Source organism: Glutamicibacter endophyticus (assembly GCF_048457885.1).
GTDB lineage: Bacteria > Actinomycetota > Actinomycetes > Actinomycetales > Micrococcaceae > Glutamicibacter > Glutamicibacter endophyticus.
The window spans coordinates 2,541,287-2,554,753 of the sequence record NZ_CP174200.1 but is presented as its reverse complement, the minus strand read 5'-3'; the positions used below and the strand labels follow the sequence as shown (position 1 = coordinate 2,554,753).

At 60.2% G+C, this 13,467-nt stretch carries 12 protein-coding genes; 4 read left to right on the top strand and 8 right to left on the bottom strand.

All coding sequences use genetic code 11. The features are described 5' to 3' along the window. Positions 1-67 precede the first annotated feature (67 nt). The gene (locus ACJD00_RS11910; RefSeq protein WP_418907161.1) at positions 68-2,158 is read left to right on the top strand and encodes a PhoX family protein; all 2,091 of its coding nucleotides are present in this window, start codon (positions 68-70) and stop codon (positions 2,156-2,158) included. A 75-nt stretch (positions 2,159-2,233) separates the two neighbouring features. On the opposite strand, the gene ACJD00_RS11905 is transcribed toward ACJD00_RS11910, so the two are convergent. Next, positions 2,234-2,440 carry a hypothetical protein gene (locus ACJD00_RS11905; RefSeq protein WP_418907160.1) on the bottom strand — a complete coding sequence of 69 codons (207 nt, stop codon included), beginning with the start codon at positions 2,438-2,440 and terminating at the stop codon, positions 2,234-2,236. Between the two features lie 77 nt (positions 2,441-2,517). Here ACJD00_RS11905 and menD point away from each other — a divergent pair, with 77 nt between their 5' ends. Together menD and ACJD00_RS11895 are read left to right on the top strand one after the other, a co-directional pair. After that, entirely contained in the window at positions 2,518-4,200 is a 1,683-nt protein-coding gene (gene menD, locus ACJD00_RS11900) for a 2-succinyl-5-enolpyruvyl-6-hydroxy-3-cyclohexene-1-carboxylic-acid synthase (protein ID WP_418907159.1), read from the top strand. A 275-nt stretch (positions 4,201-4,475) separates the two neighbouring features. Beyond that, complete coding sequence (locus ACJD00_RS11895; RefSeq protein ID WP_418907158.1) at positions 4,476-6,533, top strand: PhoX family protein; 2,058 nt, start codon at positions 4,476-4,478, stop codon at positions 6,531-6,533. Positions 6,534-6,593: 60 nt separating this feature from the next. Here the strand turns inward: ACJD00_RS11895 and ACJD00_RS11890 are convergent, their stop codons facing one another. The 4 genes from ACJD00_RS11890 to ACJD00_RS11875 all read right to left on the bottom strand — a co-directional run bounded on the left by ACJD00_RS11890 (position 6,594) and on the right by ACJD00_RS11875 (position 10,524). Beyond that, a complete protein-coding gene (locus ACJD00_RS11890; RefSeq protein WP_418907156.1) occupies positions 6,594-7,382 on the bottom strand; it encodes an amino acid ABC transporter ATP-binding protein in 789 nt (262 codons plus the stop codon). A gap of 12 nt (positions 7,383-7,394) precedes the next feature. Continuing rightward, a complete protein-coding gene (locus ACJD00_RS11885; RefSeq protein ID WP_418907155.1) occupies positions 7,395-8,189 on the bottom strand; it encodes an amino acid ABC transporter permease in 795 nt (264 codons plus the stop codon). Between the two features lie 80 nt (positions 8,190-8,269). Continuing rightward, positions 8,270-9,049, bottom strand: a complete 780-nt coding sequence (locus ACJD00_RS11880; protein ID WP_418907154.1) for an ABC transporter substrate-binding protein — start codon at positions 9,047-9,049, stop codon at positions 8,270-8,272. A 140-nt stretch (positions 9,050-9,189) separates the two neighbouring features. Further along, entirely contained in the window at positions 9,190-10,524 is a 1,335-nt protein-coding gene (locus ACJD00_RS11875; RefSeq protein WP_418907153.1) for an isochorismate synthase, read from the bottom strand. A 281-nt stretch (positions 10,525-10,805) separates the two neighbouring features. On the opposite strand from ACJD00_RS11875, the gene ACJD00_RS11870 reads away from it, so the two are divergent. Continuing rightward, complete coding sequence (locus ACJD00_RS11870) at positions 10,806-11,903, top strand: polyprenyl synthetase family protein (RefSeq protein ID WP_418907152.1); 1,098 nt, start codon at positions 10,806-10,808, stop codon at positions 11,901-11,903. An 18-nt stretch (positions 11,904-11,921) separates the two neighbouring features. On the opposite strand, the gene ACJD00_RS11865 is transcribed toward ACJD00_RS11870, so the two are convergent. Genes ACJD00_RS11865 through ACJD00_RS11855 form a run of 3 tightly spaced genes read right to left on the bottom strand, consistent with a single transcriptional unit; the run spans position 11,922 to position 13,450 of the window. Next, positions 11,922-12,494: a hypothetical protein gene (locus ACJD00_RS11865; RefSeq protein WP_418907151.1), complete on the bottom strand. Its 573-nt coding sequence runs from the start codon at positions 12,492-12,494 to the stop codon at positions 11,922-11,924. 9 nt (positions 12,495-12,503) lie between these two features. Further along, entirely contained in the window at positions 12,504-13,016 is a 513-nt protein-coding gene (locus tag ACJD00_RS11860) for an HIT family protein (RefSeq protein WP_418907149.1), read from the bottom strand. Further along, entirely contained in the window at positions 13,016-13,450 is a 435-nt protein-coding gene (locus ACJD00_RS11855) for a hypothetical protein (RefSeq protein WP_418907147.1), read from the bottom strand. Before ACJD00_RS11855 ends, ACJD00_RS11860 begins: the two co-directional genes overlap by 1 nt. Between the last annotated feature and the right edge of the window lie 17 nt (positions 13,451-13,467).

Sequence of the window (13,467 nt, the reverse complement as noted above, 5' to 3'; positions counted from 1 at the left end):
GCACGCTCTAATCGTTTCTTTCCCCGGAAATTCAGAGCCAGTTTCACCGATACAGTGAAGGACCACCATGGACGCTAAACGCACGCTCCTGCCCATGCTCGGACATACCCGCGGCGGACGCTCCGCCGCCACCTGCCACTTCAAGTGCGGTGACGCCTGTGTCAGCCCTGACTGCAACACCAGCTCGAACAGCTACTTTGCCGACATCGCCGACACCGCACTGTCACGTCGGCGCATGCTCGGTTTGGGGGCCATCGGCGCCTCGGCCATTGTGGTCGGCCCGAGCTTGCTCGGTACCGGTTCCGCGCAAGCCATCACCGTGGATGCTAAACGCGGCGGCAACGGCAACCACCTGCGGTTTGAGGCCATTGAACCGGTTTCCCGTTCCGTTGACACCGTTACCGTGCCCGAGGGTTATGACTGGCACCCCATCATCCGCTGGGGCGACCCGTTATTCAAGAACAGCCGCCCCTTCGACCCGACCAAGCAGAGCGCACGGGCTCAGGCCGGCCAGTTCGGGTACAACTGCGATTACTTGGACATCATCGCCGACAAGTATTCCGGTCGTACCGGAGTGCTGGTGGCCAACCACGAATACACCAACGAAGACATGATGTTCGACAGCGAGTGGTTCGAAGCCAATAAGGATGAGGCCCGCCGCACCGCAATGGAAGCCCATGGATTCTCGGTGGTCGAAATCGAACGCAAGAAGCGCGACCGACGCTGGCGCTACGTTCAGGGCGGCGAACGCAACCGCCGCATCACAATGAGCACCGAATTCAGCGTCGATGGTCCAGCAGCCGGCAGCGAGTTGCTGAAAACCGCCGCCGATCCGACCGGCACCAAGGTGCTCGGCACCCTGAACAACTGCTCGGGTGGAACCACCCCCTGGGGGACCGTGCTCAGCGGCGAAGAGAACTTCAACCAGTATTTCGTGGGTCGTGGAACGGCGGAAGAAGCTCGCTACGGAATCGACGCCAAATCCACCAGCCGCGGCTGGGAAGAAACCGACCCGCGCTTCGGGTTGAACAATGCCGGATTCGAAAATGAGGCCAACCGATTTGGTTGGGTCGTCGAAATCGATCCGCAGGACCCTAAGTCAACCCCGGTCAAGCACACCAACCTCGGTCGCTTCAAGCACGAAGGTGCCAACGTGCGCATTGCCGCGAACGGCAAGGCAGTGGCCTACTCCGGGGACGATTCGAAGTTCGAATACCTCTACAAGTTCGTCTCGAAGAACAGCTACAAGCGTAACGACCGCGCACACAATATGACCCTCCTTTCCGAGGGTGACTTGTTTGTGGCTCGTTTCAACGGCAACTCGCCGGCCAGCGAAATTGACGGCAGCGGTCAGCTCCCTGCCGATGGCGCATTCGACGGTACCGGCGAATGGCTGCCTCTGGTTCTGGACGGCAAGTCGATGGTATCTGGCATGAGCGTGGAGCAGGTCCTGGTCTTCACGCGTCTTGCCGCCGACAAGGCCGGTGCAACGAAAATGGACCGCCCGGAAGACGTTGAGCCGAGCCCGGTCTCCGGCAAGCTGTACGTGGCGCTGACCAACAACTCGGATCGCGGCAAGGACGGTAAGGAAGGAGCCACCGAGGTCGCGCCACGCGTGCGTAACCGCGATGGGCACATCCTAGAACTGACCGAAGCTGGCAACGATGCGTCCGCGCGACGCTTTACCTGGAACATCTTGCTGGTGGCCGGTGACCCGCGGATCAACTCCTCGACCTACTTCGCCGGGTACCCGGCCGAGAAGGTTTCCCCAATTTCTTGCCCGGATAACCTAGCCTTCGACTCGTCGGGGAACCTGTGGATCTCCACCGACGGTGCACCGAGCTCGATCGGCCTATCCGATGCGCTACATAAGGTGACGCTTGAAGGGCCCGAGCGTGGCCGCGTTGAGCAGTTCCTCGCCGTGCCTACCGGCGCCGAAACCTGTGGGCCGGTAGTCCACGACCGCGACGATTCCGTCTTCGTCGCGGTCCAGCACCCGGGGGAGGGCGGCAGCTACGCCCAGCCGGCCTCGCTATTCCCGGACTACGTCACGGCACCCGGCGAAGCGAAGAAGGGCCAGTTCTACGGACCGCGTCCCTCAGTGGTTCAGGTGACCAAGACGGTGACCCACGGCAAGAAGGCCAAGAAGGCAAAGTAATCGCCTCCACTGCACAGTGCGCCGGGCGCCGACACGCTCCAGAATTCACGGAAGCATGGCGGCGCCCGACGTTCATTAATAGACCTTGGGATCTGAGCTACCACCGTTGCCGCGCGCCTGCTCTTGCCGGTGGTAGCGCCGAATACCGCTGGTGACCGCGAAAGAGATCACATAATAAAGAATGACGGCGCCGAGCGCGTACATGAGAAAGGGCATGATCAGAAACATTGGCGTGTAAGACATGCCACCATCCTTCATCTGTGCGTCGTCCACGGCAAGCATCGAGCGAGGGTACGTGGTCGAGGCGGACTAAACTGGTGCTCGTCAGCATCACTTGAAGAAGAGGCAAGGCCAGAGACGTGAGCAACCCCGGCACCACACCGATCCCTGCCATCGAAACGGCACGTCGGCTACTGGGGATACTGATCACCGCTGGTATTCGAGATGTGGTGCTTAGCCCCGGGTCGCGCAGCGCCCCATTGGCTTATGCCATCGCAGAATACGCCGCAACGGAACGGCTGCGGGTGCACGTGCGTCTTGATGAACGCTCGGCAGGCTTTTTGGCGCTGGGTCTATCCCAAGGTTCCGACTGCCCCGTGGCCGTCATTGTCACCAGCGGCTCGGCGGTGGGGCAACTGCTACCGGCCGTGATGGAGGCAAATCACGCCGCCACCAAGCTCCTAGTGCTCAGCGCCGATCGTCCCGGAGAGCTACACGGTACCGGGGCCAGCCAAACCACAAGACAACGCGGACTCTTCGGAGATCATGCCCGGGCCAGCCTGAACATCGAGGCCGGAACCGACCCTAGCGTGCAGGTCCAAGCGGCACTGGCCGCGCTAGACGGAGACAGCGCGCAGGCACCCGGTCCCGTGCAATTAAACGTAGAGTTTCGCGACCCGCTGGTCCCCGAAGCCACGGCCGAGCTCAAACGGGAAAGCGACACTCCCAACCAGTTACCTGTGGCACCCAAAGAACCAGCAGACACACTGCATTGGACGTTGCCGGAGCAACTGGCCGAGCGACGCACGGTCGTACTCGCCGGACATCAGGCCGGACCCGAAGCCCAAAGCTTCGCCCAAGCACTGGGTTTACCGCTGCTGGCCGAACCTTCCTCCAACGCACGGAGCGGCCCCAACGCTATTGCCGCCTACCGTCTGTTGCTTTCCGTTATGGAGAAGGACATTGAACGTGTGGTTCTCTTCGGGCGCCCGACGCTGAGCCGACCGGTCAACGCCTTACTGGCCCGCACGGATATCCCTAGCGTCATCTGGCAGCCCCACCCTGTTGCCTGGTACGAGCCGGGGCGCCGCGCACAACGGGTCATCGCCGAGGCCGAGGAGCTTGTTCGGTTTGCCGGACGTGCCCCGCAGGGCTGGTTGGAACACTGGCAGGGACTCGATAGCCAAGCCGTCAGGCTCCGGGCCGCGATCGACAACGAACCGGGGATCAGCGGCTGGGCGCTCGCCGAGGAACTCTGGCGCACCCAGCACGGGCCCTTACTCATCGGTTCGTCCATGGTCATTCGAGACCTAGACCTTTCCGCCATGCCACATGAGGTCACGCAGGGGCCGGTCTTCGCCAATCGCGGGTTGGCTGGCATCGATGGAACCGTCTCCACGGCACTGGGTCTGGCACTAGCTTCAGGGGAGCCCACCCGCGCCGTGATGGGCGACATTACCTTCTTGCACGATGCCGGAGCTCTAGCTTGGAACCCGGAGGAAGCCCGGCCGGACCTCGATGTCGTCGTGTTCAACGATGCCGGAGGAGCCATCTTCTCCACCCTTGAGCACGGTGCCGTGCAGTACAGCGGACGCTACGGCTCGTGGGTTGAACGACTGTTCGCCACACCGCATGCGGCCGACCTCCGCGCGTTGGCGGGGGCATATGGCTGGGACTATGTAGCGATCACCTCGCGCGAAGAGCTCAGCGAAGTACTACAGACAGTGCCTTGCGGCCTTCGAGTCATCGAAGTGCACGGTGATCGGTCCCAGCTACGTGAGCGCACCGCATCGCTGGCGCAAGCGGTCTCTGAGCTGAGCTAGCGGAGACACTTGCTTCCGGGGACTGAGATCGCCCCGGGCCGAATAGTGAATCGCACACATTAGCACTTGTTCGAATCGCTTGTGAATGGCAGCTTACTCAGTGGGTTCACAATTGGCTTGAGCGTATTAATTTATTCCTCATTCATTTACGGTCTCCCGGTGTGCCGGTAACTTATCTGCTACCCGAAGCACCAGGGACAACCTTCCGTGGCCTTCGGGGAGCAGCTGCGTTGATTCTTTGCTGAATATCCTGAGACCCCTGAGGACCAACCCCAATGAGCATCATCCGAAAACTCTTGCCGATGGCAGGACATACCCGTGGAAATCGGTCGGCAGCAACTTGCCACTACAAGTGTGGAGACGCGTGCGCGCTACCTACCGAGAACACATCGTCCAATGAGTACTTCCCGCAGATTGCCGACGCGGTGTTATCACGGCGCAAACTGCTAGGCGCGGGCGCGGTCGCCTCTGCGGCCATCGTCATCGGAGCGGACAGCTTGGCTACTCCCTCCGCTCACGCAGACTACGGTTTAGCGCCGCGGGGCGGCGGCCGACTCGAGTTTTCGGCGATCGACCCGGTACCCCGCACGGTAGATGCCGTCACCGTGCCAACCGGCTACAGCTGGGAGCCCATCATTCGTTGGGGCGACCCGTTGTTCTCCGATGCGCCGGTTTTCGATCCGCTGAATCAATCGGCCTCGGCTCAGCAGCGACAATTTGGTTACAACTGCGACTATTTGAACATCATGGCCGACAATGCCGCAGGCAAAAGCGGTGTCCTGGTCTCAAACCACGAATACACCAACGAGGAAATGATGTTCAGCCCGGCATGGTTTGAGCAGAACAAGGATGAAGCACGTCGCGTGGCCATGGCGGCGCATAGCTTCTCCATTGTCGAGGTCCGGCGTTCCAAGAAATCAACGAAGTGGACCTACATGGTCGACGGGGCACGAAACCGGCGGCTACATATGCACACCGAATTCACCATCGACGGCCCGGTGGCCGGTCACGACCTCGTGAAAACCGTGGACGACCCGCAGGGTCGAAGCGTTCTGGGAACCTTGAATAACTGTTCTGGTGGGACGACACCGTGGGGCACGGTGTTAACCGGTGAAGAGAATTTCAATCAATACTTTGAGGGCCGCGGCACGGAGGAAGAGGCCCGCTATGGCATCTACCCCGGGGAAACCACCCGAGGTTGGGAGCTGACCGAGCAACGGTTCGGGCTGAACCATCCCGGATACGAGAATGAGGCGAACCGTTTCGGTTGGATCGTTGAGATTGACCCACAAGATCCCAACTCGACTCCCGTGAAGCATAGTAGCCTCGGACGAATTAAACATGAGGGTGCCAACGTGCGGATTGCTCCGGACGGGCGGGCGGTGGCCTACATGGGGGATGACTCGAAGTTCGAATATCTGTATAAGTTCGTTTCCAAAGAGAAGTACAAGAAAAACGACCGCGCCCACAACTTGAGTTTGCTTTCCGAAGGAGACCTTTTTGTCGCCCGGTTCAACGGCAATTCGCCAGCCAGCGAAATAGATGGCAGTGGCCAACTGCCGCAGGACGGGGCTTTCGACGGCACCGGCGAATGGTTACCGCTGGTCTTAGGCGGAGAATCGATGGTTTCTGGCATGAGCGTGGAGGAAGTACTGGTCTACACGCGAATTGCCGCCGATAAGGCCGGGGGAACCAAGATGGACCGGCCCGAAGATGTTGAACCTAACCCACACACCGGCAAGGTCTACGTGGCCTTAACCAATAATTCTGACCGTGGGCCCGGGCAACTTGCCTCGGCCAATGAGGCGAACCCACGCAACAACAATCGTGATGGGCATGTGCTGGAGTTGACGGAGAACGGCGATGATGCCACCGCCCAGCGCTTCACGTGGACGATCCTACTTGTAGCCGGTGACCCTTCGGTCAACGCGAGCGCCTACTTCTCGGGATACCCGGTGGAGAAAGTTTCTCCCATCTCCTGCCCGGACAACCTTGCCTTCGATTCTGCTGGAAACCTATGGATTTCGACCGACGGGGCCGCCAAAACGATTGGCTACTCGGATGCACTGCACAAAGTGACACTCGAGGGGCCCGAGCGCGGTCGCGTTGAGCAATTCCTTGCGGTCCCTCCCGGTGCGGAAACTTGCGGCCCGCTTATTCACGATCGTGACAACTCGGTGTTCGTGAATGTCCAGCACCCGGGGGAGGGCGGCACCTGGGATGAACCGCAATCCCTGTTCCCGGACTTCGTCGCAGCACCTGACGCGGCGGAACCAGGACAATTCTATGGTCCACGCCCGACGGTCATTCAGGTTTCCCCCTCGGGCACATAGCACCAAACACGCAAATGGCCACCGCCCAAATTGGGCGGTGGCCATTAAATGTCGCGGAACCTAGTCGTTGCCTATATCGACATGGGTCGGATCGAGCACGCGTGAGAGGAAGTCCTTCGTACGCGGCTGCTGCGGGTTACCGATGACTTCAGCGGCAGGGCCGGACTCGACCACCACACCGCCGTCCATGAAGAACACCCGGTCGGCGACATCGCGGGCGAAGGCCATCTCGTGCGTTACCACGAGCATGGTCATTCCGTCCTTGGCGAGGTTTCGCATAATAGACAGAACGTCACCAACGGTTTCCGGATCCAGGGCGCTGGTCGGCTCGTCGAAGAGCATCAGCGATGGATCCATGGACAGTGCTCGAGCGATGGCGACACGCTGTTGCTGACCGCCGGAGAGTTCCGATGGGTAGCGCGTGGCGAGATGCCCCAAGCCAACCTTCTCCAAATTCTCCAGTGCCTTGGCATCTGCGTCGCTCTTCTTACGCTTGAGCACCTTTAGCTGGGCCACGGTGCAGTTCTCCAGCACCGTTAAGTGCGGGAACAGGTTGAACTGCTGGAAGACCATTCCGACTTTGCGTCGCATCTTATCGATGTCAACATCCGGATCGGTGGCCTCGAAACCGCCGACATTGATGGTGCCCCCGTTGGGCTGTTCCAACAGGTTCACGCAGCGCAGGAGCGTGGACTTGCCCGAGCCCGAAGGGCCAATGAGGCAGACAACTTCGCCCGGCTTGACGTTCAGGTCAATGCCCTTGAGCACCTGAACGGGGCCGTACGACTTCTGCAGTCCGGAGATCTCAACTCCAGCTGCCTTAAATTCACTGGTGGGTGCAGCGTTCATTGTAGTTTTCTCCTATCGCTTTCCGCGCCCGGTCTTGGACTCCATGCGGCGGGTCAGCAGGCTCAGCGGAACGGTAATCACCAGATATACGGCACCGGCAACGACCAGCGGAGTAATACCGGCACCCAGCGAGGTAATGCCGTCGCGGCCGAACTTCGTCAATTCGTACTGTCCCGCGACACTTCCAAGAATGAAGGCCAGCGAGGTGTCCTTGGTCAGCAGGATGATTTCGTTGGTCAGTGGCGGCAAGACGATGCGGAAAGCCTGCGGGATCACGATCGTGACCATGGCTCGCCAAGCCGGCATACCCAAGGAGCGGGCAGCTTCGGTCTGGCCCTTCGGCACGGCCTGAAGACCTGCGCGTAGGGTTTCAGCGATGTAGGCGGCGGCAACCAGACCCAACGACACCATGACAATCACGGCGTACGGCCATTTGGCCTCCGGGAAGGCCGAGGGCAGGCCATAGCCTAGGGCCAACAGCACCAACAGGGCTGGAACACCGCGGAAGAATTCGATGTATCCGGTGGCAAACCAGCGGTAGGGGCCAAACGAGGCCATCTTCATCAGTGCGAGGATCAGACCCAGCGTCAACCCGAAGGCGAATGAGATCGCCGTATAGAAAATCGTGTTCTTCAAACCCACGATCAGCAGGTCCGGGAACATCGGCCCGATCTTGTCGAAGGCGAAGAACGAAGTAAGGACCTTCGGCCAATTCATCGAGATCAGAAGGATCGCGACAACGATGATGAAGATCGCGATCTGCGCAATTTTGCTTACGCGGGCACGTTCACGTGCGGTCATAGCCATGTGAGGAAAGCCTTCCAAATAGCGTTGGTCCGAGGTCGTAACCTTCGCTAGCGGCCTCGGACCAACGGTGTATCAGTGTGCTACTTGGTGCCTAGCCACTTCTCGGTGATCTTGGCCAGGTCTCCGGACTCTTCGAGACGGCTCAACGTGGAGTTGACCTTCTCGATGAGTTCCGTGTTGCCCTTGGCCGCAGCAATGCCTAGCTGCTCACCCGTGGAGAATTCATCGACGATCTCAATGTCGTCGATGTCCTTGATGGCGTACCCCATGACGGACTGGTTGCCGAGCGCTGCGTCGATCTGACCGCTGATAAGCGCCTGGAGCTGCAGGCCACTGTCGTCGTAGGCGACAGTTTCCATGCCGTTGTCCTGACCGTAGGACTCACCGGTGGTCGCCTGCTGGACGGCGACGCGCTTGCCCTTGGCCGACTCGAGGTCGGTGATGTCCGAACCCTTACGAGCGATGAGCATCAGGTCATCGTCGAGGTAAGGGTTGGAGAAATCCATGTTGCCCTTGCGTTCCTCGGTGATCGAGAGCGAGGACATGGCCAGATCGCAGTTGGTGCTGAACAGGCCGGACTCGATGGCGTCGAAGGAGGAATCGACGATGCTGGCTTCGAGGTCTAGATCCTTGGCAATTTCGTTTGCTAGGTCAATGTCCAGGCCAACGATCTTGCCGTCCTTGGTGAACTCGAAGGGCTCGTAGGGGATGTCGGAGCAGACGGTGAGTCTACCTTCGGACTTTAGCGGGAACTTCTCTCCTTCAGATTCGGAGGAAGGGCTGCCGCCGCAGGCGGAGAGGGACAGGGCTGCAACGGCGGTGATGGCCAGTGCTGAGGTGAGGCGCTTAGTGATACGCATAAGATCAAGACCTACTTTCGGTAATGCGAGTGGATCATTGCGTACGAATAATCATAACCACGCTCACACTAGAGAGAGACCTACATCACTCTTGAGGCGCTAAGCATAAGCATAACTTAGCCTTATGCGGGATCTCGCGGCTAATCCGCCTCCAGCGCCTGCCGCATGGGCCGCATCTTCGCCCACGACTCGGCAAGCTCGGCCTCCGGTACGGAACCGGGAACGATGCCGCACCCAGCGTAGAGCCGCATTTCCTTTTCGGCCTCCAGCACACCGCCGCGGAGCGCAATACCAAATTCGCCGTCGCCGCGCCCGTCTAGCCAGCCCACCGGTCCGGCATAGGGGCCGCGGTCCATGCCCTCGAGTTTGCGGAGCAAGACTCCCGCTGCCTTGGTCGGCGTGCCGCACACTGCCGCGGTCGGATGGAAAATTTCAACAAGGTCCAGCGCCGTGGGCATCTTCCCATCGGCGTTTGGCTTGAGTTGCGCGCTGACATCGCTGGCCAAATGCCAGACGTTAGGTAACTCCAAAATGAAGGGCTCGCGCGGGGCATTCATGCCGTGGGAGATCGGCGCCAAGGCCTCGGTGAGCGAGTCGATTGCCAACTCATGCTCGGTGCGCTGCTTCGGATCATCCAAGAGCATCCGGGATGGATATTGAGGATCGTGCGAGGGGGCGGTGGCGCGGTCAAGGGTGCCGGCTAATACACGGGCCTCGGCCACTCCGTTGGTGACACGCACCAGCATTTCCGGAGTTGCCCCGACCAAGCCGTCTACCAAGTACGTCCAGCATTTGCCGTAGCCCTCGGTCAGCTTGGCCACCACATGGGCCAAGTCAATCCGTTCGGTACTCTGCGCCAGAATATCTCGGGCCAGCACCAGCTTCGAAATACCGTACTCATCGAACATACCCAGCGCCTGACCTACGGCCTGAACATAGGAGCCAGCGGTGAGCTGACCGCTACTTAAACGAATCGAGCCCCGCGCGCTAGGCATTGACGCTTCGTCCTTGAGCCGGTGAGCTAGGTCAAGTGCTGCCCGGACGTCGAGGCCGGAGGTGTCCTCAGCTGGGGAGTTGACGGTAATCCAGGCCCCGGCACTATCTTGGCCGATGACCACCTGCGGAATGACGAGCCGCGACTCGTAGCTACTGGTGAAGGAGAAGGAGAACGCACCGAAGCACACCAGGGCGCTACCGGGGCGTTGAATGGGGTCGAGAATCGTGGCCGCCGCCCGAATCTGCGCGAACCATTCACGCGCCTGAGTAAACCGGTGTTCCCCTCGGGTGCGAATACTTGCCGCCTCGCCGAATCCCACGAGCCCGTGCCCTTGACGGGTCCAGATTTTCGCCTCGTGAGCAAAAAAGTCACCGAGGGCCGCAAGTTGGGTCGGCGCCAAGGCGAAGGTGAGGCTGGTTAACTCTGGCACCGCTGGCTGTGGTGCATAGGCATGGTCTAGGGGTAATTCGGCAGACATGATAGGGCTAAGCCTACCGCGCGGTGTGCGGATATATTCGGTGCGGTGGTTGCGATCACGCGCCACCACGAGCTAGCTCACGCGCACAGCGCCCTGCTTACCGGTAAACTCGAGACCAGAGGACATAAACCCACAGTCCAAGGCGAGTATTAATGGCTTGTTGCGGGGTAGGGGTTGCCCATCGGATAGAGTGTTGGAAGTTTGGAGGGCTCAACGGCTCCCCGAAAGTCTTCGTCTTTCCGCGATGACCACCCGATGAAAGATAAGTAAGTCGTAGAACTGTGACTGATTCGAAGAGCAACTGGACCGCAGCCGGGCACGACGTGTCCGACTCGATTGAGCTGAATCCCGAAACCTCGGCCCTAGCGGCCGCCATCAATCTTCCCTCGGGCTTTGCGCTGATCGCCGAGGACCCGGAGTTTGGCCCTGCCATCTCCACCGGAATGGCGCGCGTCGAGAAGCTATTACGCGACGCGATCGCCAACTCGGATCCGCTGATTGACGCCACGAGCCGACATCTGGTCGAGGCCGGTGGCAAACGCGTGCGCCCGCTACTGGTCTTGCTCACGGCACTGCTGGGTGAAGGAATCAACGACGAGGTCATCAAGGCCGCCGCAGTGGTGGAACTGACCCATCTGGCGACCCTGTACCACGATGATGTGATGGACTCCGCTCCCATGCGTCGCGGGGCCCCTACCGCCCACGAGGTGTGGGGCAACTCTGTGGCCATTCTGGCCGGCGACCTGATCTTCGCCCGTGCCTCGGTGTTCGGCGCCGAACTCGGCCCCGAAGCCGTAAGCTGGCAGGCCCGCACCTTCGAGCGCCTCTGTCTTGGGCAGCTGCATGAATCCATCGGCCCGCGGGAATCCGATGATCCGATCGATCACCACATTCAGGTCATCAGCGACAAGACCGCCTCCTTGTTGGCCACCTCAGGAGCCTTCGGTGCCCAGTTCGGCAAGATCCCGGAACTAGTGCCGGTGCTGCGCGAATATGGCGAGAAGGTTGGAGTTGCCTTCCAGGTCGCCGACGATGTGATCGACATTGCCTCCACCACCGCGAGCTCCGGAAAGACCCCGGGTACCGATCTTCGCGAGGGTGTGCCGACCCTGCCGGTCCTCTTGCTGCGTAAGGCTGCCGCCGCCGGCGATGCCCATGCGGCGCAAATCGTTGAGCTCGTCGACTCGGATTTGAGCACCGATGAAGCACTGGCCGAGGCCGTCGAGGCTTTGCGCGCTCACCAAGCCATTAAGGATGCGTGGCTGGTGGCCCGTCGCTGGGCCGATGAGGCGATCGCCGTGCTCGAGCCCCTCCCGGAAGGCACTATCAAGGCCGCATTGACGGCTTTCGCAGACGCCGTGGTGACCCGCGAGGCCTAAGCGATGTAGACGCTGCGGTTAGCGGAAACGTAGCTCGAGAGATTCGGACTGCTGCCCCAGACGCCGCGGCGTCTCGAAGGTCACCATGCTATTGGCGCTCTGCTCGTCCGCGCTAAATAGCAGGTGAGGCCGGAGCACCTGAATGTGGTCCGGTAACTCGGTTTCGGTGGCGGTATATCCTTCGGGAACAAGAAGCACCGCTGCATGCGAACGTTTCGTTCCCTCGCTTATGGTGACTGCTGCGCGTAAGCCGAGCGTGGCGAATGTTTCGGTGTCAACGCAAGACGTTGTGCGGCTCTCCCCGCCGTGGAGTTCCAAGACTCCGCACACACTCGTGCCTCGGGTGATGGGAATGACCCAGAAATTGGCGTGTTCGTTGCGCACGAGGAGCCGGGCGTCGTCGGTGGACACGAGTTCCCCGGTGGCCGGGTCGGCCACTTGAGGCACCGGCGGACGTTCGCTTGCCGCTGGCTCATTGAGCTCGGGAATCATCGAATATAAGTGGCGTTGCTCCGTGCAACCAACCATGCTGGCGACCAGCAGTAGTGCCAGAAGGCCCTGCCCGATGCTCCGATGCCCAACCTTCGTCATGGCCCGAGTCTACGACGGGCAATACGAGCTGGGTAGGGGATCGGGGTGCAGGGGGCTGCTTAGAGCCGCACGAAGCTCGGCGGCCTTGCGGGCTCGTTTTTCAACCGGTACCCGGTGCCGCAGATGACCATAGAGGTTGTCGTCTGCGTAACGCGGAAATAGGTGTTGATGGTAGTGCCAGACATGCTGGTTGCCCGAAGGCTCATTGTGTTGCCGGGTGCTGGTGCCCTCTGGACTCCACGCAATTTTCATCGCCAACGCCACACGCCGGGTCTCGCGCATTATGGCGGAGCCAGTTTCCTCGTCTAGGTCATAGAGGGCCTCGAGGTGGGCGTTGGGAATGATCATCACATGCCCGCCGTAAGGACCGAACCCGTCGCACGCCATGATGGCGGCGACAAGTTCGGTCTGAAAGATCAAATCGGTGGGTGCGCAGTAGTTGCCCTCACTGAATTCACGGTGATTGACCAGTTCGCAGAACGGACACTGGTAATTTTCCGGTGCGTGAGAGCGGTAGAGCATTAGTGCTCAAGCTCCCTGCTCAGCTCCTCGAAAACCCAGCTGAACATGTCAAAGACGAATTCGCTGAAGGTACCCTCTTCGCTTGTCCATGAACCGCGAGCATTGTTTCGGCGGTACACGATCGGGTCGGGCACTTCCAACTGGTTGGTCTTGAAGCCCCATACGAACTTCTCTTCCTCGTCTTCGAGGAACAGCAGGTAGTCGTCTTCGATTTCAAGCTCTTCGGGATCGAAGAAGTAGTGGTACGCCTCCATGAAGTCTTCGTTATTGCCCAGCGCCAAATAAAACTCTTCGAGAACCATTGGGATCTCGAAGTCATGCTCGGCGAGGGCATCGCGAAGTTCCTGACGGCTCAGGCCGTCGGCTTCCTGCCACTGGTCCTCTAGGTACTTCGGAACGAGCGAACGGAACTTCTCAAGAAACATGTCAGCCATGTTCCAATCCTATCTAG

What these genes read in the sequence shown, in the direction of transcription:
- ACJD00_RS11910 (WP_418907161.1), top strand. Translation starts at nt 68, where the DNA reads ATGGACGCTAAACGCACGCTCCTGCCCATGCTCGGACATACCCGCGGC.
- ACJD00_RS11905 (WP_418907160.1), bottom strand. Translation starts at nt 2,440, where the DNA reads ATGCTTGCCGTGGACGACGCACAGATGAAGGATGGTGGCATGTCTTAC.
- ACJD00_RS11895 (WP_418907158.1), top strand. Translation starts at nt 4,476, where the DNA reads ATGAGCATCATCCGAAAACTCTTGCCGATGGCAGGACATACCCGTGGA.
- ACJD00_RS11890 (WP_418907156.1), bottom strand. Translation starts at nt 7,382, where the DNA reads ATGAACGCTGCACCCACCAGTGAATTTAAGGCAGCTGGAGTTGAGATC.
- ACJD00_RS11885 (WP_418907155.1), bottom strand. Translation starts at nt 8,189, where the DNA reads ATGGCTATGACCGCACGTGAACGTGCCCGCGTAAGCAAAATTGCGCAG.
- ACJD00_RS11880 (WP_418907154.1), bottom strand. Translation starts at nt 9,049, where the DNA reads ATGCGTATCACTAAGCGCCTCACCTCAGCACTGGCCATCACCGCCGTT.
- ACJD00_RS11875 (WP_418907153.1), bottom strand. Translation starts at nt 10,524, where the DNA reads ATGTCTGCCGAATTACCCCTAGACCATGCCTATGCACCACAGCCAGCG.
- ACJD00_RS11865 (WP_418907151.1), bottom strand. Translation starts at nt 12,494, where the DNA reads ATGACGAAGGTTGGGCATCGGAGCATCGGGCAGGGCCTTCTGGCACTA.
- ACJD00_RS11860 (WP_418907149.1), bottom strand. Translation starts at nt 13,016, where the DNA reads ATGCTCTACCGCTCTCACGCACCGGAAAATTACCAGTGTCCGTTCTGC.
- ACJD00_RS11855 (WP_418907147.1), bottom strand. Translation starts at nt 13,450, where the DNA reads ATGGCTGACATGTTTCTTGAGAAGTTCCGTTCGCTCGTTCCGAAGTAC.